Genomic DNA, 20,634 nt, shown 5'->3' on the forward strand with positions numbered 1-20,634 from the left:
CTCACCCGCCGGAGGCCAGCTCCAGGACCCGGCGGGTCTCCTCGGGGTTCAGCCGGTTCGCGGCGTGGGCCAGGGCCAGCCGGGAGTCCATGGGACGGTAGGCCGTACGGGACAGGCCGTGCCACACGAAGCCGCCCGCCGGCCCTGTGGACGCCGTGCACGCCCTGAGGACCCTTTCGCGCGCGCGGGCCGACCAGGTCAGGCCCAGCCTGCCGTACAGGGCGCGGAAGCCCTCCTCGGGGGCGGCGGCGAGGTCCTCGTAGCGGACCAGGGTGATCCCCGGGTGCCCGGCCGCCAGGGTCGTGACGACCCGTCTGGCCGCCCGCCACAGCGCGACGGCCTTGGCGATGCGGTCCTGGCAGCCGACGAACGCGCGCAGCGCCTCCAGGTGGGGGTGGTCCCTGATGAGCAGCGGCTGTTCGAGCAGTTCGTGGAAGTAGACGGTCCAGCCGAGCCGTTGCCAGCTGCCCACGAACGGCACCGCGTCACGTTGCAGCACGACCACCTGGCAGCCGAGGCGCTCTGCGAACCATCCGGCGGAGAACAACGCGAACGGGTCGTCGAGCAGCGCCCGCCGCCCGGTCAGCCGCCCCAGTGTGAAGGCCGCGCCGTACCTGGCCATCCGTGCCAGGTCGTACGGCGAGCGGTTGCGCCGCAGCTCGGCCAGGAACCGGTAGCGCAGCGCGACCGTGTCGGTGAAGGCGGGCAGCCAGAGGTCCTCGTTGTCCGGGCAGATGTACTGGAAACGGTGGGTGACGTGGGCGTTCAGCACCCCGGGGCAGCGGCCGGGCGGGTGCTGGGGGTTGAGCGGCTCGTTGACGTAGACCAGGCCGCCGCCCGCCGCCAGCATCTTGCCCGTCCAGCTCGTGCCGCTCCTGGGCAGCCCCGTGACGAGCACGGGAACCCGGCCCGTCACCGGGGCCGCCAGGGCCGCAACGCCCCCAGACTGTGGGCGCCGAAGGGGCGCAGGCCGAGGCGGCGGTGGATCTGCCACAGCGGCAGCAGATTCTTGACCAGCGTGCCCGAGGCCCAGGCGAGGGCCGCGCCCGCCGCGCCGTACGCGGGGGTCAGGAACGCCCCGCAGGCTGTGGTCACCGTGATCGCGGCGACCAGGTTGGCCAGACTGGAGCGGGTGTACCCGGCGGCGGTCAGCACCACGTCCACCATGCCGCAGGCCCCGGCGAGCATCATCGTCACGGCGAGGACCAGCGCCACGGCGGCACCCGAGGCGTACCCGTCGCCGAGGAGGCCGAGCAGCCACGGCGCGCACAGGGCGTACCCCAGCCAGAGCGGCCAGGTCAGCGCCACCAGCCACGTCGTCGCCGACTGGTACAGCGCGCGGGCGCGGCCCAGGTTCCCGGCGGTGAGCGCCTCGACCAGCCTGGGCTGCGCCGCCTGGGCCAGACCCCGGTTGACGAGCTGGCCGACCACCTTGAAACGGGTGGCGGCGGTGTAGACGGCGGCCTCCTCCGGCCCGGCGAGGACCGCGACGACCATGACGTCCAGCCGCTGGAACACCGCCTGGATCGCGGCGGCGGCCGACCTGGGCCAGGTGTGGCGCCACAGCTCACGCGCGGCCTCCAGGGCGTACGGCCCGGCGTAGGGCGTGTGGGGCAGCCGTCCACGCAGCCAGAGCGCCGCCAGGCACAGCACCGGGACGTACGGCAACGCCCAGGCGGCCACCAGGACCGGAACCGTCCGCACTCCGGAGGCGACGGCGAGGGAGACGAGCACGAGCTGGGCGACGGGCTGGAGCAGACCGTCGAGCAGCAGGGTCGGCAGCATCATCCCGAAGCCGCGTGTGGCGGAGACCAGGACGTCCGCGCACACGACGGCGGGCAGTGCGACCGCCAGCACCCGGAAAGCCGGGTCGGACAGGCAGGCGAACAGGACCGTCCCCACGGCCACCGAGAGCGCCGCGACCGGCGCCAGCGCCGCACGGACCTGCCCTCGCGCCCGGTCGTGACCGCAGGCGCCGGTCCCGGCGATGGCGTGGACGAGTCCGTTGCCCGCGTCGAGCCGCAGGACGCCCGCGACGGTCAGGCACAGCGCGGTCGCGGTGAAGAAGGCGCCCGCCGTCTGCCGGTCGGTGCCCCTGGTGACCAGCACGACCGTGAGGAACTGGGCGCCCGCTCCGACTCCGGCGCCGACGAGTCCCGCCAGGCCGTCCCTGGCCGCTCCTCCGACGCGCGGCAGCCTGGCCAGGCCCGCGGAGATCAGCGGCGCCACGAGGGGGGCGCGCCGAGCCAGTGGGGCAGCTTGGCGTCCCACTCCTCGAAGTGGTCGGTGAGTTCACGGCGCAACGAATCGGGCATCGGACCGGGCCGAGGACGGGCGTTGTGCCGTTCGAAGACCGGATCGCCGATGTGCGGCAGCCCCAGGAACTCCAGCACCCGGTCGTAGACGATCTCGGGTTCGCCGAAGAACCGCCCGCTGTCGATCACGAGTATCCGGTCCCTGCCGATCAGCGGCTCGAACCGGGCGAGCTGCTCGGCGTAGCGGCCCCTGGCGAGGTAGGCGTGGTGACGGTGCGCGTGACTCGTCGAGTACGGCGCGGCGCACAGCCCCTCCGCGGCTCCGGCGAGCCGTTCCTCCTCAAGCTCGACCGCCCTGGCGAAGGAGGGCTCCGTCTCGAACCCCCTGGCCAGTTCGTGGGCGTGCGCGGAGAAGGCGCGCTCGACCGGGTCGCGCACCAGGACGATCAGCTTCACACCCGGCAGGTCACGGGCGATGCGGGAGGCGGCCAGCGGATGGAACAGGTAGTAGGGGGAGGACTCGAAGACGTGGGGGCGGCAGCCGTACCGGCGGGTCAGCCTGGAGGTTCCTGCGTGTAGAGGGAAGTGCGCCCGGTACCACGACAGGCCACGGTCATAGGCCACGTCGAAGTAGTGCACCCCCTTGTGGAGGCCGGGCTTGAGGATCAGCGGGTGCTGGGAGAGCGCCCGGTAGAGCGAGGTGGTGCCCGTGCGCTGCGCCCCGGCGATCAGGAAGGAGGGCAGCACCCGTCCTGCGGCGGTGAACCGGCCTGCGGTCCGCGCGACGGCGTGCACGGAACGTTTCAGCATGGGCTTCACGACAGGAGCTCCTGGAAGTCGACGGTGGGGTTGAGCCAGCGCTCCGGCGGGCCGAGAGGGGCGTGGCCGTCGGCCGCGTGCCGGTCAGCCAGCGCGATCAGGTAGCGGATCACCGTCAGCTTGGCCTCGGCCGCGGAGAGCCCGAAGGGGGCCAGCGCAGGAAGGGCCTGGGCGAGGCAGGCCCTGGCGGTCGTCGCCGGGCCGTTGCGGCGCAGCAGGCGGTGGAAGAGGTGGTGGACGGCGTCGAAGCCGAACGGGACACCGGTGCCGAACCGTTCCCAGTCCCACACCAGCAGCCTGCCGTCCGCCGCGCGTGCGATGTTCCAGGGGGCGAAGTCTCCGTGCCAGGCGAAGCCCCGCCTGTGCGGGACGGGCAGGTGGCCGATCTCGGTGACGGCCTCGACGAGGAGGCGGCCGGGCACGGGGGTCGCTCGGGCGTTCCGCCGTACGGGCAGGGGGGACAGCGCGAGCACGGACAGGCCGCGCCACGTCCCGTGGTGGAGCACGGTCGGGGCGACGACGGTCTTCAGGGGGATGTCGGCGAGCATGGCGAGCGTGCGCGCCTCGTGTGTGACGAGGTCACGGACCCGGGGCGTGTCGCCGATCTTCACGAAGGCGGCCAGCCCGTCCCGCGCGTGGGCTTCGAGGATCGGCTTGCGGTTGGCGCGCCTGGGGGGACGGACGTGCAGCACGACCCGGATCGGGGTGCCGAGCGCCTGGCTCAGGTAGGTCTCGATGGTGTCGTCCCCGGAGGGCACCAGCACCTTCCTTCCCGGGTGCCACCACGCGCGGGGCGCCAGCCTGCGGGGAAACGTGCGGTGGGGGAGCAGGCTGTAGGGGCGGGGCTCGCCTTCCGAGGGGAACAGCAGGCCGACCGTCCTGGTGAGGTAGCGCAGCCGGACACGGGTGTCGTTCATGCGGCCCCACTCGTCATCGAGTTCCTCCAGAGCAGCGCGAAAGAGATCAGATACAGGCTGAGCGGTGTGACCAGCCCGTCGTAGACGAACATGTAGAGCAGGGTCAGGATCATCACCAGCACCCCGGCCAGGCCGACGGGGCTCCGGTCGGGCCAGTGGCGGCGGATCGCCCCGACGAAGAACGCCACGTACAGCCCGGCCCCGACGAACCCCTGGGTGATCATCAGGTGCCAGAGCTGACCGTCGCTGCCCAGCGGTGGATGGCCGCACCCCTCGCACCAGTCGGTCCTGCCGGTGGTGATCGTGTTGTGGTTGCCCATGGCGTTCCTGGTGTTGCCGTAGCCGATGATCGGCGAGGTGCGCGCCGCGGCGACGGTCGCCGAGACGGTGAAGGCGCGGATGTCGTTGCTGTGCGGGTTGTCCAGCCGTTCGGCGACCAGGGTGCGCAACGGGCTCAGGAGCAGCAGCAGCGCCCCGGCGGCGATGGCCGAGCAGGCCATGATCCGGGTCCGCGCGCCCAGGCGCAGCAGCAGGTAGACGGCCGCGACCCCGAGGCCGATCCACAGGCCCCGGTTCAGGGAGTAGACGACCGGGACGGCGCACAGCGCGAGCAGCGGGGCCACGGCCAGGCGTCTGCGCGGCCCGCCGTACGTCCACCAGCCGACCACGAACCAGACCAGCAGCACCGAGACGTTGCTTCCCCAGGCGTTGGCCCATTCGAAGGGGGCCTCGGGGCGGGGGGAGGCGTGGCCGAGGACCTTCTGCACCTGGGCCGTGGTCGGGTGGATCAGGTTGTGCACGTAGGGGTTGTCGGCGATCCAGTGGGGCAGCACCATCTCGACCGGTGAGGTGAGGTCGGCGCCGGGGACGAGAACCCCGAGCAGGCCGCCCACGACGGTCGTGACGAACAGCGCGCCGAGCATGCGCACCAGGGTGAGCTGGGGGAGCTCCCGCTGGGTCAGGTTGCCCAGGTAGAGGACCATGATCAGCAGGGAGACGTACAGGGCCAGGCGCATCAGGTAGCCGAGCACCCGCCCGAGACCGAAGTCGCCGTAGGTCCCCGGCGGCATCTCCCCCAGCATGAGCGCGCTGATGAGGTAACCGGCCAGCAGCATCAGCCAGAGGCCGAACCCCCGGGGAACCCTGATCGGCCGTCGCCGCCACAGCACCGCCGCCATCGCCGGGGCCAGCACGACGATCGACAGGCCGCCGAAACCGAGCGCCCACCAGACGGGGTAGCCGACGAGCAGCGCGGCGATCGGCCAGGCCGCCCGGTCCAGGCCTCTCACGGGGGGAAGGCCGTCTCTGGCGGGGACAACGTCCTGATCGGCACGGTGGGCATCGAGGCCCCGGCGACCCACCTGCCCGGCTCGGGGACGCTCTCCGGGGCACGGCCGGCGGCGCGGGGCGTCGGGCGGCTCACCGGGAAGGAGGTGGGCCAGTCGCCGGGGGCCTCGTCACGGCGCGACGCGACGCTGCGCGTATGGCGCGGTGTGTCCTGCGGGGGTTGCGGCGGGATCTGCTGGGCGGGGCGCTCCACCGTTCGCTGCGGGGGAGGCGGGGGGGTGAGGAGGCCGCCGACCACCGGCATGCCCTGCCTTCCGAGTCGCCGTACGGCCCGCGCCATCCCGCGTGGGGAGATCCCGGCGACGCTGACCAGCAGCACCGCGCCCTCCTCGCCTGCCAGTCTCTCGATCTCCTCGGGGCGTGCCCGCAGGACGGCGCCGGGTCCCGTCCCTCCGGTCGCGGGCGCGTTCTGCCTGGCGGGGCGGTCGCGGAGCCAGGCGAGGCCGACCCCGGTCAGGAGTCCGGCCATCAGGCCGCTGCCGAGGTAGAGGGGCGGGCTTGGCTGGCTGGGGGCGGTCGGGGGGACGGCCTCGCTGATCACGGTGCCGGGGGTCACGGCCACCGTCCGCAGCGCGTCGTACTTCACGGTGAGGTTGTAGACCTGGCGGCCGAGGACGTTCTGCCGCTGCGCGGCCAGGGTCCGCTCCGCCGTACCTTTGGGCAGGCTGGGGAGCGAGGCGACCACGGCGGACAGGCTCGCGTTGACCTGCTTCAGCTTGGACTGGAGCGCCCCCAGTTGGGCGTCCATCGCCCGTGCCGCGGCCTCGCGCCGGTTGTCCAGGTAGGCCCTGGCGTAGGCGCCCGCTCCCGCCGCCGCGGCGGCCGGGTCGGAGGCGGTGTAGGAGATGTCCAGGACCGAGGTGTTCGGGGGCACGGAGACCTCCACCGGCCCCGGGGTGCCGCCGAGCGTGCGCCCGGCCTTTCTCGCGACCACGGCGGACTGGGCGACCTGGGCCTCGGTGTCGAGGTTGAGCGCCTCGCGCTGCCGGTTGGTGACCTGGTTCGTCTGCTCCTGCAGGCCCGTCGGGGTGACCAGCACCTGGGCCGAGGCGGTGTAGGAGGGGGGGATCACGCACAGCAGCACGGCACCCGCGCCCGCGCCACCGGCGAGCAGGAACAGGATGGTCGGCCAGCGGCGGCGGAGGAAGGACACGTAGTCCGTCAGGTCTCCGCCGGAGCGGCGGACCGAGGCGTCCGGCGGAGGGCTCATATGTTTCGAGTCCTTTTCGAGGGGGTTTGATATGAGGGTTCGATGATTTCGAACGCTAGGAACTATAGGTCCGCCTGTTGTTTTCTCGATCCGATACACAAGATTTTCGTGGCGGGCGCCGTCGCGGTTGAAAGAAAATAAACACCATTTATCCGATATTTCCTTGCGATTGCCATGCGGGGGCGGCTCGGGAACGTCGAAGCCGGTGACGTGGCACGTCCACGCGGTGGCAGGCTTGGGGCGCGGCGGTGACCGCGGAGCCAGAAACCGGAATGACCGGAATGGTCGGAATGTTCGTGAGGAAACGGTGGTTCTGACGGTGTATTTGTGTGATGCCGCGATGCGGCTTTTTTCGCGGAAGGCGTTGGTCGCCGTTTCGGGTCTGGCACTGGTGCTCGGAACCGGGGCGTGCGCTCCTTCCGAGGGCGCCTCCCGCGACCGGCCGCGGAGCACTCCTGCACGGGCCGACGTGAGGCCGTCCGCCTGCGCGGTCGACGCCAAGCTCGTCCCCGCCTGCGGCGTCTGGTGGGGGATCGCGCCGGAGATCTTCACCGGCAGGCCCCCGCAGCGGGCGATCGCCCGCGCCGAACGGCGCATGGGCCGCCGCGCCGACATCGTGCACATCTACCACCGGGGCACCGAGCTGTTCCCGACCCCTCAGGAGCGCCGGATCGCCCGTGACCCGAAGGGCCGCAGAATCCTGCTGGTCAACTGGAAGCCGTCCCTCGACCACACCTGGGCGCAGGTCGCCGAGGGCGCGATCGACTCCCGCATCGACCGGCTGGCCGCGCACATCACCGGGAGCTTCCCCGAGAGGTTCTTCCTCACCGTCCATCACGAGCCGGAGAACGACGTACGGCAGCGCCCGGGCTCGGGCATGACCGCCGAGGACTACGCCGCGATGTTCCGGCACGTGGTGCTGCGCCTGCGGGGGGACGGCGTGCGCAACGCGGTCACGGTCATGACCTACATGGGCGCGCCCAACTGGGGGGCGAGCCCCTGGTTCGACCGGCTCTACCCCGGCGACGACGTGGTCGACTGGGTGGCGATGGACCCCTACGCCGACGAGCGGGTGCGGAACTTCGGCGACCTGGTCGACAGGACCCGCGAGGGGTTCGCCCGCTGGCCGGGGGCCTACCGGTGGATGAACGCGCACCTGCCGGGCAAGCCCGTCATGCTCGCCGAGTGGGGCGTGTTCGAGCGGCCGGGCGACCCCGCCTTCAAGGAGAGGTTCTTCGCCGGGGCACGGCGGCAGGTGCGCGACTATCCCCGGATCAAGGCGCTGGTCTACTTCGACTCGCCGCACGCCCCGAGGGGGGACACCCGCTTCGACACCACCCCGGGGGCCCTACAGGCCTTTTCCGGCCTCGCGCACGACCCCGACCTGCGCGCCCCCGCGGTTCCGCAGAAGTGACCAGGCCACGGCGCCGACGACGGACATCCCGCCGACGCTCCACAGCAGGGCCGTGTTGCCGACGCCCAGGAGCTTCAGCGCCGAGGCGAGCAGCACGACCGCGAGCAGCGCGCGGATGACGCCGCCCGGCGCCCAGGCGGAGATCCTGGCGCCGATGTAGACACCGGGGATCGAGCCGACCAGCAGGGAGGTGGTGATGGACAGCTGGAAGTCGCCGAACAGCAGGTGGCCGAGGGCGGCCGAGGCGACCAGCGGCACGGCCTGGACCAGGTCGGTGCCGACGAGCTGGTTGGCCTTCAGCGCCGGATACAGCGCGAGCAGCGCCACGATGATCAGCGAACCCGAGCCGACCGACGAGATGCCGACGACCAAGCCTCCGACCGTACCGACCAGTAAGGTCGGAATAGGGCGCACGACGATGGACGACAGCTCCGCCGAGGCCTTCCCCTGGTCGTCACGTGACATCCAGGCCTTGGTGACCAGCCCGACGACCGCCAGCAGCAGGGCGACGCCCAGGGCGTACTTGACCACCTCCTGGACCTGCTCGCCGTCCCCGAAGGCCCTGGCGGCGAAGACCCCGCAGAAGGCCGCGGGCACCGAGCCCGCGCACAGCCAGCCGACCAGGCGCAGGTTCACCGTCCCGCGCCGCATGTGGACGACCCCGCCGACCGGCTTCATGACGGCGGAGGCGACCAGGTCGCTGGAGACGGCGGCCAGAGGAGGGACGTTGAAGAACAGCAACATCATCGGCGTCATCAACGCGCCGCCGCCCATGCCGGTCAGCCCGACGATGATCGCGACGATGAAGGAGCCGGCTGCCAGGGGGATGTCGATGGCCATCGGTCGCTCACCATTTCTCGGTCACTCTCGGTCACTCTGGGTCGTTCAGGGTCACTGTGTGGCGGCGGCGCGGGGCCGCCCGTTGCGGGGGCCCGGCGCCCCGGGCCCCGGGGTCAACGGACCCACCCTCCCCGGATCAACGGGTCGAGCACCTGCCGTACCGCCTGGTCCACGCTGATCGAGGTGGTGTCGACGACCAGGTCGGCGTCGTCGGGCTCCTCGTAGGGGTCGGAGATCCCGGTGAACTCGGGGATGAGACCCGCGCGCGCCTTGGCGTAGAGCCCCTTGCGGTCACGGCGCTCGCACTCTTCGAGCGGAGTGGCCACGTGGACCAGCAGGAAGTCGGCGCCGACCGCCTCGACCATCTCCCTGACCTCCTCGCGGGTCGCGGCGTAGGGCGCGATGGGCGCGCAGATCGCCAGCCCGCCGTGCCTGGCCGCCTCCGCGGCGACGAACCCGATCCTGCGGATGTTCAGGTCGCGGTCCTGCTTGGAGAAGGTCAGCCCCGCGGACAGCAGCCGCCTGACCACGTCCCCGTCCAGATAAGTGACCGTACGGCCGCCGCGTTCGAGCAGCGCGTCCCGCAGGCCCCTGGCCACGGTGGACTTCCCTGAGCCGGACAGGCCGGTGAAGAAGACCACCAGGCCGCGCCGGTGCGGCGGGCCGGGCAGCGTCACCGGCTCGGGGCCCGCCAGGTGCTCGGTGGCGCCGTAGGCCTCCGCGACACGCTCACGCAGCTCCAGATCGATGCTGGGGTCGTCTCTGCGAGCCAGGGGCACCACGGCCAGGAGGGCGTCCTCGCCGAGCCTCTCACGCGCCTTCAGCGCCGCGCGGACCACCGCGGGGCCGCCCTCACCGAATGCCAGCGGCAGCAGCAGCACCACGGCGCCCAGCTCCCGCGCGGTCGCCTCGATCTCGCCGAGGTCGTCCAGCGGGCCGCGCATGGTGACCGCGAGCGCGGGCCGCTCACCCAGCTCCTTGCGGATCTCCGCCGGGGTGAGGCGCAACCTGGCGAAGGGGCCGTGCTCCGGGGCGTCGAGCGCCTCGACCGGACCGGCGACGAGGCCGTCGTGACGGTCGGTGACGGTGAGCACGGCCAGCGCGGCACCCTCGGGGTCGCGCAGCGTGACCCGGTCGCCGGGGACGGCCGGATGGTCGTCGGGCAGCGCGAACGTGACCGGCGCGGGCCAGCTCGTGCCGTCCGTCAGGACGCCGTGCCCGTCGACGGAGTGCGCGTCGGCCGAGCTCATGAAGCCCGTCAGAGGCTGGAAGGCACCGGAGAGCAGCAGCTCCAGGTCGGCCAGCTCATGGGCGTCGGGGGTCCACTCGAAAGGGGCCGTCATCTGCTCCACAATCCCGATCAACTTAGTCGGATTTCATCACCTTACCTACTCCAGTTGTCCCACACCAACCCCTCCGGCTCATATCAACCGGGCGAAGTGGTTCTGCGGCTTGCGGACGACCATGGTGATCTCGTCGTGCGAGGCGGGCCGCCGCCCCCGGGAGACGGTCTCGACCATGGAGCAGACGAGCTTGACCAGGGCGTGCTTCGGCCCGCTCAGCGCCGGGCCGCTCGTGGCCGACACGTCGTCGGTCACCATCAGGCCGCGTGTCAGGCAGTAGGAGTGCATTCCCTCGCGCGAGGTGATCTCGCCGTAGAAGGGGCGCAGCGGGCCGACCGCGCCCTCGGGGGCCAGCTTCGGCCACAGCAGCCGCCGTAGCACGTTGGGCAGCAGCCGTTCGCACGTGCCGTAGGCCGAGGCGCGGTCACGCATCCGCAGCAGCACCAGGCCGCCCGGGCGCAACCCGGCGAGCAGCCGGTCGAGCACCAGCTCCGGGTGCTCGATCCGTTCGAGCAGGAACGGTACGTGCAGGACGTCGAACGCGCGGGGCGGCACGGGCACCGAGCGCAGATCTCCCAGCGCCAGCGCGTCGAGGTCCTTGCGGGCCCCCGCGCTCACCCGCAGCGCGGGCAGGTCCTCGTCGATCCCGGTGACCCGCGCCTGGACCCCTTCGAGGTCGAGCGGCTCCGGCCATCCGCACCCGGCGACCAGGATGTCCAGCCGTCTGCCGGGCTGCCCCGCCGCCTGCTCGCGAATCCGCCTGCTGAATATGTCGTCCCGCGAGACGACCGACCGTACCTCAGACATGCAACCGACAGTAGTCAATTGCGCACCGATAGTCGCGCATTGGCCATCGCCCGACGGTGACGATTGCGGTCCCCGCCCCAAGGGCCCCACGTGCCCGCCGGGCGGGCGGCGGGCCGGAACACCGCCGACGAACACCGGTAGCCTGGGAGAGCCCCGTGCCGGACCCGGCCCGGGGCCTGCCGTGTTGCCGTCGTGGGGCTGTGGGCGAATCTGATGAGCCTTTCCGGACTACTTGACCTTGTCGCTGGAGAGCCGAAGCTGGCCTCCGTCCTCCGTGACGTGCGCGGGGGCGACCTCTCCGACGTCTCGCTGATCGCGCCGCCCGCGCTGCGGCCGTTCACCGTGGCCGCGCTGTCCAGGGACGGGGCCGAGGACGGCGCGCGGACCGTTCTCGCGGTGACCGCGACCGGCCGCGAGGCCGAGGACCTCGCCGCGGCGCTGACCAGCCTCATCGACGGTGACTCGGTCGCGGTCTTCCCCGCCTGGGAGACCCTGCCGCACGAGCGCCTCTCACCGCGCAGCGACACGGTCGGGCAGCGGCTGGCCGTACTGCGCAGGCTGGCGCACCCCGTCGCGGGCGACGCCGCCGCCGGGCCGCTGCGGGTGATCGTCGCCCCGGTCAGGGCCGTGCTCCAGCCGATCGTGCGGGGCCTGGGCGACCTGCGCCCGGTACGGCTGCGCGCCGGTCAGGACGCCGACCTCGACGCCGTCGTCGCCCAGCTCGTCGAGAACGGCTACAGCCGGGTCGACATGGTGGAGAAGCGCGGCGAGGTCGCGGTCAGGGGCGGGTTGCTCGACGTCTTCCCGCCCACCGAGGAGCACCCGCTGCGCCTTGAGTTCTGGGGAGACACCGTCGAGGAGATCCGCTGGTTCAAGGTCGCCGACCAGCGCTCCCTTGAGGTGGCCGAGGGCGGCCTGTTCGCGGCCCCCTGCCGGGAACTGCTGCTGACCGAGGAGGTCAGGGAGCGGGCACGGCTGCTGGCCGAGGAGCACCCGGCGCTGACCGAGATCCTCGGGCAGCTGGCCGAGGGGGTCGCCGTCGAGGGCATGGAGGCGTTCGCGCCCGTGCTCGCCGGGGAGATGGACCTGCTGGTCGACCACCTGCCCGCGCGCGCCGCGGTGTTCGTCTGCGACCCCGAGCGCATCAGGGGACGGGCGGAGGAACTGGTGCGCACCAGCCAGGAGTTCCTTGAGGCGTCGTGGATCAACGCCGCCTCGGGCGGCGAGGCGCCCATCGACCTCGGGGCGGCGGCCTTCCGCAGCCTTGAGGAGGTCCGCGACCACGCGCGGGAGCTGGGCCAGCCCTGGTGGTCGATCGCGCCGTTCGGCGGCGACGACCTGGGCGACGGGCTGCTCCTGCCCGCCAAGGAGGCGGAGAGCTACCGGGGCGACACCCAGCGGGCACTCGGCGACATCAAGGGCTGGCTTGAGGAGGACAGGGCCGTCGTGCTGCTCAGCGAGGGCCACGGCCCCGCCGAGCGCATGGTTGAGCTGCTCAAGGGCGTGGACCTGCCCGCCCGTCTTGAGGCCGGGCTCGACACGGCCCCCGACCCCAAGGTCGTGCACGTCACGACCGGCCTGGTCGAGCACGGTTTCGTCGCGCCGGGGCTGGCCGTACTGACGCATCTGGACCTGGTGGGGCAGAAGGCCTCGACCAAGGACATGCGCAGGCTGCCCTCCAAGCGGCGCAACATGGTCGATCCGCTCCAGCTCAAGGTCGGCGACCACGTGGTGCACGAGCAGCACGGCGTCGGACGCTACGTCGAGATGGCGCAGCGGACCGTGCAGGGCGCGACCCGCGAGTATCTCGTGATCGAGTACGCCAAGGGCGACCGCCTCTACGTGCCGACCGACCAGCTCGACGAGGTCACCCGCTACGTCGGCGGAGAGGCCCCCACGCTCAACCGGATGGGCGGCGCCGACTGGGCCAAGGCGAAGACCAAGGCCAAGAAGGCGGTCAAGGAGATCGCCGGGGAGCTGATCCGCCTCTACTCCGCCAGGATGGCCTCACCCGGGCACGCCTTCGGGACCGACACCCCCTGGCAGCGGGAGATGGAGGACGCCTTCCCCTACGCCGAGACCGGTGACCAGCTGGAGGCCATCGACGAGGTCAAGCGCGACATGGAGCGGGCCGTCCCGATGGACAGGCTGATCTGCGGCGACGTCGGCTACGGCAAGACCGAGATCGCGGTGCGGGCGGCGTTCAAGGCCGTCCAGGACGGCAAGCAGGTCGCGGTGCTCGTGCCCACGACGTTGCTGGTCCAGCAGCACCTGTCGACCTTCACCGAGCGTTTCTCCGGATTCCCGCTGAACGTCAGGCCGCTCTCGCGCTTCCAGACGGACGCCGAGGCCAAGGCGACGATGGAGGGACTGCGCGAGGGCTCCGTCGACGTGGTGATCGGCACCCACAGGCTCTTCTCCCCGGAGATCAGGTTCAAGGAGCTCGGCCTGATCATCATCGACGAGGAGCAGCGCTTCGGCGTCGAGCACAAGGAGGCCATGAAGCATCTGCGGACCCAGGTCGACGTGCTGGCCATGTCCGCGACGCCGATCCCGCGCACACTGGAGATGGGCCTCACCGGCATCCGGGAGATGTCGACGATCCTCACCCCGCCGGAGGAGCGGCACCCGATCCTCACCTTCGTCGGGCCGTACGACGACAAGCAGATCGCCGCCGCCATCCGGCGCGAGCTGATGCGCGACGGCCAGGTGTTCTTCGTGCACAACCGGGTCTCCAGCATCAACAAGGTCGCGGCCATGCTGCACGAACTGGTTCCCGAGGCCAGGATCGCCGTCGCGCACGGCCAGATGCAGGAGCACCAGCTCGAACGGATCATGGTGGGCTTCTGGGAACGCGAGTTCGACGTGCTCGTCTCGACCACGATCGTCGAGTCGGGCCTGGACGTGCCCAACGCCAACACGCTGATCGTCGACCGGGCCGACAACTACGGCCTGTCCCAGCTCCACCAGCTGCGCGGCCGGGTCGGGCGTGGCCGTGAGCGCGGCTACGCCTACTTCCTGTACCCGCCGGAGAAGCCGCTCACCGAGACCGCCCACGAGCGCCTGGCCACCATCTCCCAGCACACCGAGATGGGCGCGGGCATGTACGTGGCGATGAAGGACCTGGAGATCCGGGGCGCGGGCAACATCCTCGGCGCCGAGCAGTCCGGGTTCATCGCGGGAGTCGGCTTCGACCTGTACGTGCGGATGATGGCCGAGGCCGTCCAGGAGCAGAAGGCCAAGCTGTCCGGCGCCCCCGTCACCCAGGAACGCGCCGACGTCAAGGTCGAGCTGCCGATCGACGCGCACATCCCGCACGACTACGTGACCTCCGAGCGGCTGCGCCTGGAGGCCTACAAGCGCATCGCCGCCGTCGAGTCCGACGAGCAGGTCGCCGCGGTCCGTGACGAGCTCCTCGACCGGTACGGCAGGCCGCCCCAGCCGGTCGAGAACCTCCTTGAGGTCGCCCGCTTCAGGATCCGGGCCCGTACGGCGGGGCTGACCGACGTCACCCTCCAGGGGCAGAACATCCGCTTCGCCCCCGTGGACCTGAGGGACTCCCAGCAGGTCAGGCTGCAGAGGCTGTACCCGAAGGCACTGCTGAAGCAGGCGGCCGGTACGTTGCTCGTACCCGTGCCGAAGACCAGGCCGCTCGGCGGCCAGCCGCTGCGCGACCTGGACCTGCTCAGGTGGTGCGGTGACCTGGTCCAGGCGATGTTCCTTGAGAACCAGCCGGTAAAGTAAACGGCGTCTGTCGTGAAGGGATCGCAAGTGAAGTCGACTCGACTGCGCGTCATCCTGGCGGTCGCCGCCGCAGGAGCCGCGCTGACCGCCTGCTCTCCGGGGCAGGCAGGCACCGCCGCCATCGTCGGCGGTGAGCGGATCAGCACCGGCGAGCTGGACAGCAGCGTCAAGGAGTACGAGGAGGCCCTCGCCAAGGCCAACGTCTCCCCCGCTGACCTGCAGTTCCCCGGCAGCGTCCCGCAGGTGGTGCTGTTCCAGCTGGCCACCGCCAAGCAGTACACCAAGGCGGCCGAGCGGCAGGGCATCACGGTCACCGAGGCCGAGATCGACCAGGTGGTCGCCGCCTCCGGTGGCGAGGCCCAGCACGAGCAGCGGATGCTCCAGCAGGCCGTCGCGCCGTCGCACTCGCGCGAGTTCACCAAGGCCGGTCTGATGCTCACCAAGCTCATGGCCAAGTACGGCGGCGGCGCCGACCAGGAGGCGCTCCAGCGGGGCCAGGCCCAGGCGATCAAGGACCTGCAGGCCGTCAAGGTCACCTGGAGCCCGCGTTACGGCGTGCTGAACGACAACCGCAGCGAGCAGTCTCCGCAGCTGTTCGTGGACGCGGGCCGTTTCGGCGCGATCCCTCCCGCCGCACGGGCCCAGTAGTCTCGGGGGCATGCCCCTGATCGTCGTCACCACCTCGCCCAGGGTCGCCCCCGGGCTGCTCAGCCACCACGCGTGGCAGGTCCTGAGGGAGGGGCCGGTGCGCACCGGCTCCGCCGGACATCCGCACCTGCCCCATCTGGAGGAGGCCGGCGTCACCGTCGAGGTCGTCGAGCCCGATCCGGCGGCCCTGGTGCGCGAGGCCCGTGACGGGACCGTGGTCTGGCTCGGGGCCGACGAGGCGTTGATGCGCGCGGTCGGGCACGCGGCGCTCGCCCTCGACGACCCGCCGGTGATCGAGGTGGTGCCGGGGTCGTACGACCTGCCGGGCGGGCGGCTGCTCGACCTGGTCGAGGTGATGGACCGTCTCAGGACGAACTGCCCGTGGGACGCCAAACAGACCCACGAGTCGCTGGCGCCGTACCTCCTTGAGGAGGCCTACGAGGTGCTGGAGACCATCGAGGAGGGCGACCACGCCGCGCTGCGTGAGGAACTCGGCGACCTGCTCCTCCAGGTGGCCTTCCACGCAAGGCTCGCCCGTGAGCGCTCCGCGGGGGAGGGCGGGTTCGACATCGACGACGTGGCCGACGGGATCGTCGCCAAGCTCGTCCGCCGCCACCCGCACGTGTTCGCGGACGTCAAGGTCACCGGCGCCGAACAGGTCGGCGACAACTGGGAGGCCATCAAGGCCGCCGAGCGCGCGGCCAAGAACGACGGCGACGCCGGGTCCGTCCTCGACGGGGTCCCGATGGGCCAGCCCGCTCTCTCCCTGGCGGCGCAGCTCATCCGGCGCGCGGGGCGGGTCGGCGCACCGGACGGCCTGCTCGTCGATCCCGAGGCCGCCGGAGACGACCTGGGAGCGCGCCTGTTCGCCCTCGTACGGCGGGCGCACGAGGCCGGTCTCGACCCCGAGGCCGAACTGCGCGCCACCGCCCGCCGCTACCGCGACCGGGTCCGGGCCTGGGAGGCGGGGGAGACCGGGGAGGCCTGAACCGGGTCAGACCAGACGGCCGTTGACGAACTGGACGAGGCCGTAGGCGCGGTGGCGCAGGCCGGAGAAGCCGAGCCTGTTCAGGGCCTCGACCACCTCCTCGTCCCCGAACAGGCGCACCCCCGAGGCCACGCCGACGAGGGCGTTGAGCGGCCCGCCGTACGGCACCCGCCTGGTCGTCATGACGGCGATCCTGCCGCCCGGCCTGAGGACCCTGGCCATCCCGGCGAGAGCCTCGAAGGGGCGTTCGAACAGGTAGAGCGCCGCCAGGCAGGAGACCGCGTCGAAGCAGCCGGGCAGGAACGGCAGGCCGGCGGCGTCACCCCGGACGTAGCCGACGTTGCCGAGGCCACGCGCCCGGGTGTCGCGCACCGCGCGGGCGAGCATCGACGCCGAGGCGTCCAGGCCGACGGCCAGGCCCGCGGGGCCGACGCCGTCCGCCAGCGCCCGGGTCACGTTGCCCGGCCCGCAGGCGACGTCGAGCACCCGGTCGCCGGGGCCGAGTTCGAGCATCCTGCCGACCAGTGCCAGCTCCTGGCGGGTGCCCGGCCCGAAGGGGCCCTTCATCGCCCCGAGGACCGCCGGGCGCCAGACCCGCTCGTAGATCCCCGGCAGGAATCCCGAACGCATCAGCCACTGGACGGGCGATCCGGCGGGCTCCGCGCCGAGCAGGTCCAGGTAGCCGCCGGCCGTGGCGTCCCGTCCCGCCAGGCCGAGCAGGGTGGGGTCCAGCAGTTCACGGACCCGGTCGAGTGCCGTGGCTTGGCTCATGGTTCTGATTTGAGCACATCCGGAATTCGAAGGGGGAAGCCGCCCACCGTACTGGGAGGTAGGCCTCGATAGGCTTCTGCGGCAATCTGTCCTGCGACTTTAGGAGCGCTTCGTGGCTTCCATCGAGGGTGTCACCGCCCGCGAGATCCTTGACTCCAGGGGCAACCCGACGGTTGAGGTCGACATCCTGCTCGACGACGGCAGCGAGGGGCGCGCAGCGGTGCCGAGTGGTGCCTCGACCGGTCAGTTCGAGGCCGTCGAGCTGCGTGACGGCGACAACCGCTACGGCGGCAAGGGCGTCGAGAAGGCCGTGCTCGGGGTGACCGACGAGATCGCCGACGAGATCCTCGGGTTCGACGCGGCCGAGCAGCGCAGCATCGACCAGGTGATGATCGACCTCGACGGCACGCCGAACAAGAGCCGTCTCGGCGCGAACGCGATCCTCGGCGTCTCCCTCGCCGTGGCGAAGGCGGCGGCCGAGAGCGCGGAGCTGCCGTTGTTCCGTTACCTCGGTGGCCCGAACGCGCACGTGCTGCCCGTGCCGATGATGAACATCCTCAACGGTGGCGCGCACGCCGACACCAACGTCGACATCCAGGAGTTCATGATCGCGCCGATCGGAGCCGAGTCGTTCCGTGAGGCCGTGCGAATGGGCACCGAGGTCTACCAGGCGCTCAAGGCCGTGCTCAAGGAGAAGGGCTACGCCACCGGGCTCGGCGACGAGGGCGGTTTCGCGCCCAACCTGCCCTCCAACCGTGACGCGCTCGACCTGATCCTGGTCGCCATCGAGCGGGCGGGTTACGTGCCCGGTGAGGACGTCGCCCTCGCGCTCGACGTCGCGGCCTCGGAGTTCCACTCCGACGGCGTCTACACCATCGACGGCAAGGGCCTCTCCTCCGCCGAACTGGTGGCCTTCTACGAGGACCTGGTCGCCAACTACCCGCTGGTCTCCATCGAGGACCCGCTGAACGAGGAGGACTGGGAGGGCTGGAAGGCCATCACCAAGGCACTCGGCGACAAGATCCAGATCGTCGGTGACGACCTGTTCGTGACCAACCCCGAGCGGCTCGGCCGGGGCATCGCCGAGGGCACCGCCAACGCCCTGCTGGTCAAGGTCAACCAGATCGGCACCCTGACCGAGACCTTCGAGGCGGTCGACCTGGCGCACCGCAGCGGCTACCGCTGCATGATGAGCCACCGTTCCGGCGAGACCGAGGACACCACGATCGCCGACCTCGCGGTGGCCACCAACTGCGGTCAGATCAAGACCGGCGCCCCGGCCCGCTCCGACCGCGTGGCCAAGTACAACCAGCTGCTGCGCATCGAGGAACTGCTCGACGACGCCGCCCGCTACGCGGGTCGCGCCGCTTTCCCGCGCTTCCAGCGGTAGTTTCGCCTGTATGGCTTGCGCCCGATTTGCTCGGGCGCGAGCCATACGGCGGGCGCTCAGGGCCCGGCCGTACGGCGAGGCGGGCGAAGCGAGCGGGGACGGGGAGGCGCGGGTGGCGAGACGGCCGCAGTTGACGGGACGGGCCGCGGTCCTCGCGATCGTGGTGTGCGCGATCGCCATGAGCCTCGCCTACCCGATCAGGGAGTACGTCGCGCAGCGGCGCTACATCGCCCAGCTCGAACAGCAACGGGCCAGGGAACTGGCCGAGATCAAGGAGCAGGAGGACCGCTACCGCCAGCACTTCGACCCCGGCTACATCAAGCGGCAGGGCAGGGAGCGGCTCTTCTACTGCGACCCGGGCCGCAAGTGCTACGTCGTCATGCGGGAGCGGCAGGGCCAGAGCCAGGGGCAGGGCGGAAGCATCCCGGCCGGGGGGAAGAAGGCCGTGACGTCGCCGTGGTACCAGACGCTCTGGGAGTCGGTCGAGGCGGCGGACTCGGGAACCGGTGCGAAGGTGGCCGGGACCGGCGGATGACCCCGATACCCTGGATGTCGTCTTTCAGGGGGTGTCACAGATGGTTGACGACCGCGACGTCGCGGCTGTGGAGCGGCAGCTCGGCCGGACCCCACGGGGTCTGCGGGCGGTCGCGCACCGCTGTCCGTGCGGGCTGCCGGACGTGGTCGAGACGGCTCCCAGGCTGCCCGACGGCTCGCCGTTCCCGACGCTGTTCTACCTGACCTGCCCCAGGGCGGCCTCGGCCATCGGCAGGCTCGAAACCTCGGGGATGATGCGGGACATGCAGGCCAGGCTGGCCGAGGACCCCGAGCTGGCCCGGGCCTACCAGGCCGCGCACGACGACTACGTCGCGCGCCGCGACAAGGCCGCGGCCGAGCTGGGCATCGAGCCGCTGCCCAGGGACATGCAGAGCACCGGGGGCATGCCGGTCAGGGTCAAGTGCCTGCACGCCCTGGTCGGGCACGAACTGGCGGCGCCGGGGACCAACCCGTTCGGCCGCGAGGCGCTGGACGCGCTCGGCGAGTGGTGGGCGGACGGCCCCTGCTGCGCCGGGGAAACCCAGTCTTCAGACACGACAACCAACGAGGAGACCATGTGACCCGTGTCGCCGCGATCGACTGTGGCACCAACTCCGTCCGCCTGCTCATCGCCGACATCGACGGGGGCGTCCTGACCGACGTCGAGCGTCAGATGGAGATCGTCAGGCTGGGACAGGGCGTCGACAGGACCGGCAGGCTGGCCCCGGAGGCGCTCGAACGCACCTTCGCCGCGATGCGCGGTTACGCCGGGCTCATCGAACGGCACGGCGCCTCGGCGGTGCGGGTCGTCGCCACCAGCGCGACCAGGGACGCCGCCAACCGCCAGGACTTCGTCGACGGTGTCAGGGAGATCTTCGGCGTCGAGCCCGAGGTGATCACCGGAGCCGAGGAGGCCGAGCTGTCCTTCACCGGGGCCACCCGCGACCTGGTACGGCTCTCGCCGGAGACCGGCCTGCCGACCCCGGAGGGAACCAGGCCGCCCTACCTCGTGTTCGACATCGGCGGTGGCTCGACCGAGTTCGTGCTCGGTTCGACGCACGCCGAGGAGGCGATCTCGGTGGACATCGGCTGCGTCAGGCTGACCGAGCGGCACCTGCGGGGCTCGACGGCGCCGCCGTCCCCCGAGGTGGTCGAGGCCATCACCTCCGACATCGACGACGCGCTCGACCGGGTCGCGGAGAAGGTTCCGGTAGAGCGGGCGCTGACGCTGGTGGGTCTCGCGGGCTCGGTGACGACCGTCGCGGGAATAGCGCTTGACCTGCCGGAATATGACCCGGATAAAATTCACCACTCGCGAATTCCGGCAAATCGGGCGCATGAGATTTCCCGCCGGCTGCTGGGGATGACCCACGAGGAGCGCGCGGCCATAGGGGTCATGCATCCCGGCCGGGTGGACGTCATCGGCGCGGGCGCCCTCATTCTCGACCGCGTCCTGCAGCGGTACGGATTCGACGAAGTCGTTGTCAGCGAACGTGACATCCTCGATGGAATCGCATGGCTGACATCTAAACTTTAATGAGATCTAGACATTTGACTTGTTGATGGGGTATTGAGAGATCGTTCCGTTCATGATTAGGTAAAGGGGC

At 71.4% G+C, this 20,634-nt stretch carries 18 protein-coding genes; 8 read left to right on the forward strand and 10 right to left on the reverse strand.

The genetic code is table 11. The features are described from left to right. Position 1: 1 nt before the first annotated feature. From ACIBVQ_RS14180 to ACIBVQ_RS14205, 6 genes are read right to left on the reverse strand one after another with little or no spacing between them, the layout of a single operon-like run. Positions 2-916 (reverse strand): sulfotransferase, encoded by a 915-nt coding sequence (locus ACIBVQ_RS14180; protein ID WP_352013907.1) that lies wholly within the window; start codon positions 914-916, stop codon positions 2-4. Continuing rightward, entirely contained in the window at positions 913-2,229 is a 1,317-nt protein-coding gene (locus tag ACIBVQ_RS14185; RefSeq protein ID WP_399177767.1) for a lipopolysaccharide biosynthesis protein, read from the reverse strand. The genes ACIBVQ_RS14180 and ACIBVQ_RS14185 overlap by 4 nt, the downstream gene beginning before the upstream one ends. Next, the gene (locus ACIBVQ_RS14190) at positions 2,217-3,065 is read right to left on the reverse strand and encodes a sulfotransferase family protein (RefSeq protein ID WP_399177769.1); all 849 of its coding nucleotides are present in this window, start codon (positions 3,063-3,065) and stop codon (positions 2,217-2,219) included. Before ACIBVQ_RS14190 ends, ACIBVQ_RS14185 begins: the two co-directional genes overlap by 13 nt. Before the next feature lie 5 nt (positions 3,066-3,070). Next, on the reverse strand, positions 3,071-3,991 hold the full coding sequence (locus ACIBVQ_RS14195) for a hypothetical protein (RefSeq protein WP_399177771.1): 921 nt from the start codon (positions 3,989-3,991) through the stop codon (positions 3,071-3,073). Next, the gene (locus tag ACIBVQ_RS14200; RefSeq protein WP_352013903.1) at positions 3,988-5,280 is read right to left on the reverse strand and encodes a hypothetical protein; all 1,293 of its coding nucleotides are present in this window, start codon (positions 5,278-5,280) and stop codon (positions 3,988-3,990) included. The genes ACIBVQ_RS14195 and ACIBVQ_RS14200 overlap by 4 nt, the downstream gene beginning before the upstream one ends. Continuing rightward, positions 5,277-6,548, reverse strand: a complete 1,272-nt coding sequence (locus ACIBVQ_RS14205) for a Wzz/FepE/Etk N-terminal domain-containing protein (protein ID WP_352013902.1) — start codon at positions 6,546-6,548, stop codon at positions 5,277-5,279. Before ACIBVQ_RS14205 ends, ACIBVQ_RS14200 begins: the two co-directional genes overlap by 4 nt. Before the next feature lie 469 nt (positions 6,549-7,017). On the opposite strand from ACIBVQ_RS14205, the gene ACIBVQ_RS14210 reads away from it, so the two are divergent. Beyond that, a complete protein-coding gene (locus tag ACIBVQ_RS14210) occupies positions 7,018-7,962 on the forward strand; it encodes a glycoside hydrolase family 26 protein (protein ID WP_399177774.1) in 945 nt (314 codons plus the stop codon). Here the strand turns inward: ACIBVQ_RS14210 and ACIBVQ_RS14215 are convergent. The 3 genes from ACIBVQ_RS14215 to ACIBVQ_RS14225 form a co-directional block, all read right to left on the reverse strand. After that, the gene (locus tag ACIBVQ_RS14215) at positions 7,897-8,802 is read right to left on the reverse strand and encodes a sulfite exporter TauE/SafE family protein (RefSeq protein WP_362776789.1); all 906 of its coding nucleotides are present in this window, start codon (positions 8,800-8,802) and stop codon (positions 7,897-7,899) included. The genes ACIBVQ_RS14210 and ACIBVQ_RS14215 overlap by 66 nt on opposite strands. A 113-nt stretch (positions 8,803-8,915) precedes the next feature. Beyond that, a complete protein-coding gene (cysC, locus tag ACIBVQ_RS14220; RefSeq protein ID WP_399177776.1) occupies positions 8,916-10,145 on the reverse strand; it encodes an adenylyl-sulfate kinase in 1,230 nt (409 codons plus the stop codon). Between the two features lie 78 nt (positions 10,146-10,223). Continuing rightward, positions 10,224-10,952 (reverse strand): class I SAM-dependent methyltransferase, encoded by a 729-nt coding sequence (locus ACIBVQ_RS14225; protein ID WP_352013898.1) that lies wholly within the window; start codon positions 10,950-10,952, stop codon positions 10,224-10,226. Positions 10,953-11,165: 213 nt separating this feature from the next. Here ACIBVQ_RS14225 and mfd point away from each other — a divergent pair, with 213 nt between their 5' ends. Genes mfd through ACIBVQ_RS14240 form a run of 3 tightly spaced genes read left to right on the forward strand, consistent with a single transcriptional unit; the run spans position 11,166 to position 16,332 of the window. Next, on the forward strand, positions 11,166-14,696 hold the full coding sequence (gene mfd / locus ACIBVQ_RS14230; RefSeq protein ID WP_352013897.1) for a transcription-repair coupling factor: 3,531 nt from the start codon (positions 11,166-11,168) through the stop codon (positions 14,694-14,696). A gap of 27 nt (positions 14,697-14,723) precedes the next feature. Continuing rightward, entirely contained in the window at positions 14,724-15,344 is a 621-nt protein-coding gene (locus ACIBVQ_RS14235; protein WP_352013896.1) for a SurA N-terminal domain-containing protein, read from the forward strand. 10 nt (positions 15,345-15,354) lie between these two features. Then, positions 15,355-16,332 carry a MazG family protein gene (locus tag ACIBVQ_RS14240; protein ID WP_362776780.1) on the forward strand — a complete coding sequence of 326 codons (978 nt, stop codon included), beginning with the start codon at positions 15,355-15,357 and terminating at the stop codon, positions 16,330-16,332. Between the two features lie 6 nt (positions 16,333-16,338). On the opposite strand, the gene ACIBVQ_RS14245 is transcribed toward ACIBVQ_RS14240, so the two are convergent. Next, positions 16,339-17,103 (reverse strand): methyltransferase domain-containing protein, encoded by a 765-nt coding sequence (locus tag ACIBVQ_RS14245; protein WP_399177779.1) that lies wholly within the window; start codon positions 17,101-17,103, stop codon positions 16,339-16,341. Positions 17,104-17,215: 112 nt separating this feature from the next. Between ACIBVQ_RS14245 and eno the strand changes: the two genes are divergently transcribed. The 4 genes from eno (at position 17,216) to ACIBVQ_RS14265 (ending at position 20,564) form a co-directional block, all read left to right on the forward strand. Next, positions 17,216-18,493 (forward strand): phosphopyruvate hydratase, encoded by a 1,278-nt coding sequence (gene eno, locus ACIBVQ_RS14250; RefSeq protein WP_352013893.1) that lies wholly within the window; start codon positions 17,216-17,218, stop codon positions 18,491-18,493. Positions 18,494-18,605: 112 nt separating this feature from the next. Then, positions 18,606-19,028, forward strand: a complete 423-nt coding sequence (locus ACIBVQ_RS14255; RefSeq protein WP_352013892.1) for a septum formation initiator family protein — start codon at positions 18,606-18,608, stop codon at positions 19,026-19,028. A gap of 40 nt (positions 19,029-19,068) precedes the next feature. After that, positions 19,069-19,608 carry a DUF501 domain-containing protein gene (locus ACIBVQ_RS14260; RefSeq protein WP_352013891.1) on the forward strand — a complete coding sequence of 180 codons (540 nt, stop codon included), beginning with the start codon at positions 19,069-19,071 and terminating at the stop codon, positions 19,606-19,608. Further along, the gene (locus tag ACIBVQ_RS14265; RefSeq protein WP_352013890.1) at positions 19,605-20,564 is read left to right on the forward strand and encodes a Ppx/GppA phosphatase family protein; all 960 of its coding nucleotides are present in this window, start codon (positions 19,605-19,607) and stop codon (positions 20,562-20,564) included. The genes ACIBVQ_RS14260 and ACIBVQ_RS14265 overlap by 4 nt, the downstream gene beginning before the upstream one ends. The last annotated feature ends 70 nt before the right edge of the window (positions 20,565-20,634 follow it).

Origin of the sequence: Streptosporangium sp. NPDC049376 (assembly GCF_044466505.1) — a bacterium.
Classification (GTDB): domain Bacteria; phylum Actinomycetota; class Actinomycetes; order Streptosporangiales; family Streptosporangiaceae; genus Streptosporangium.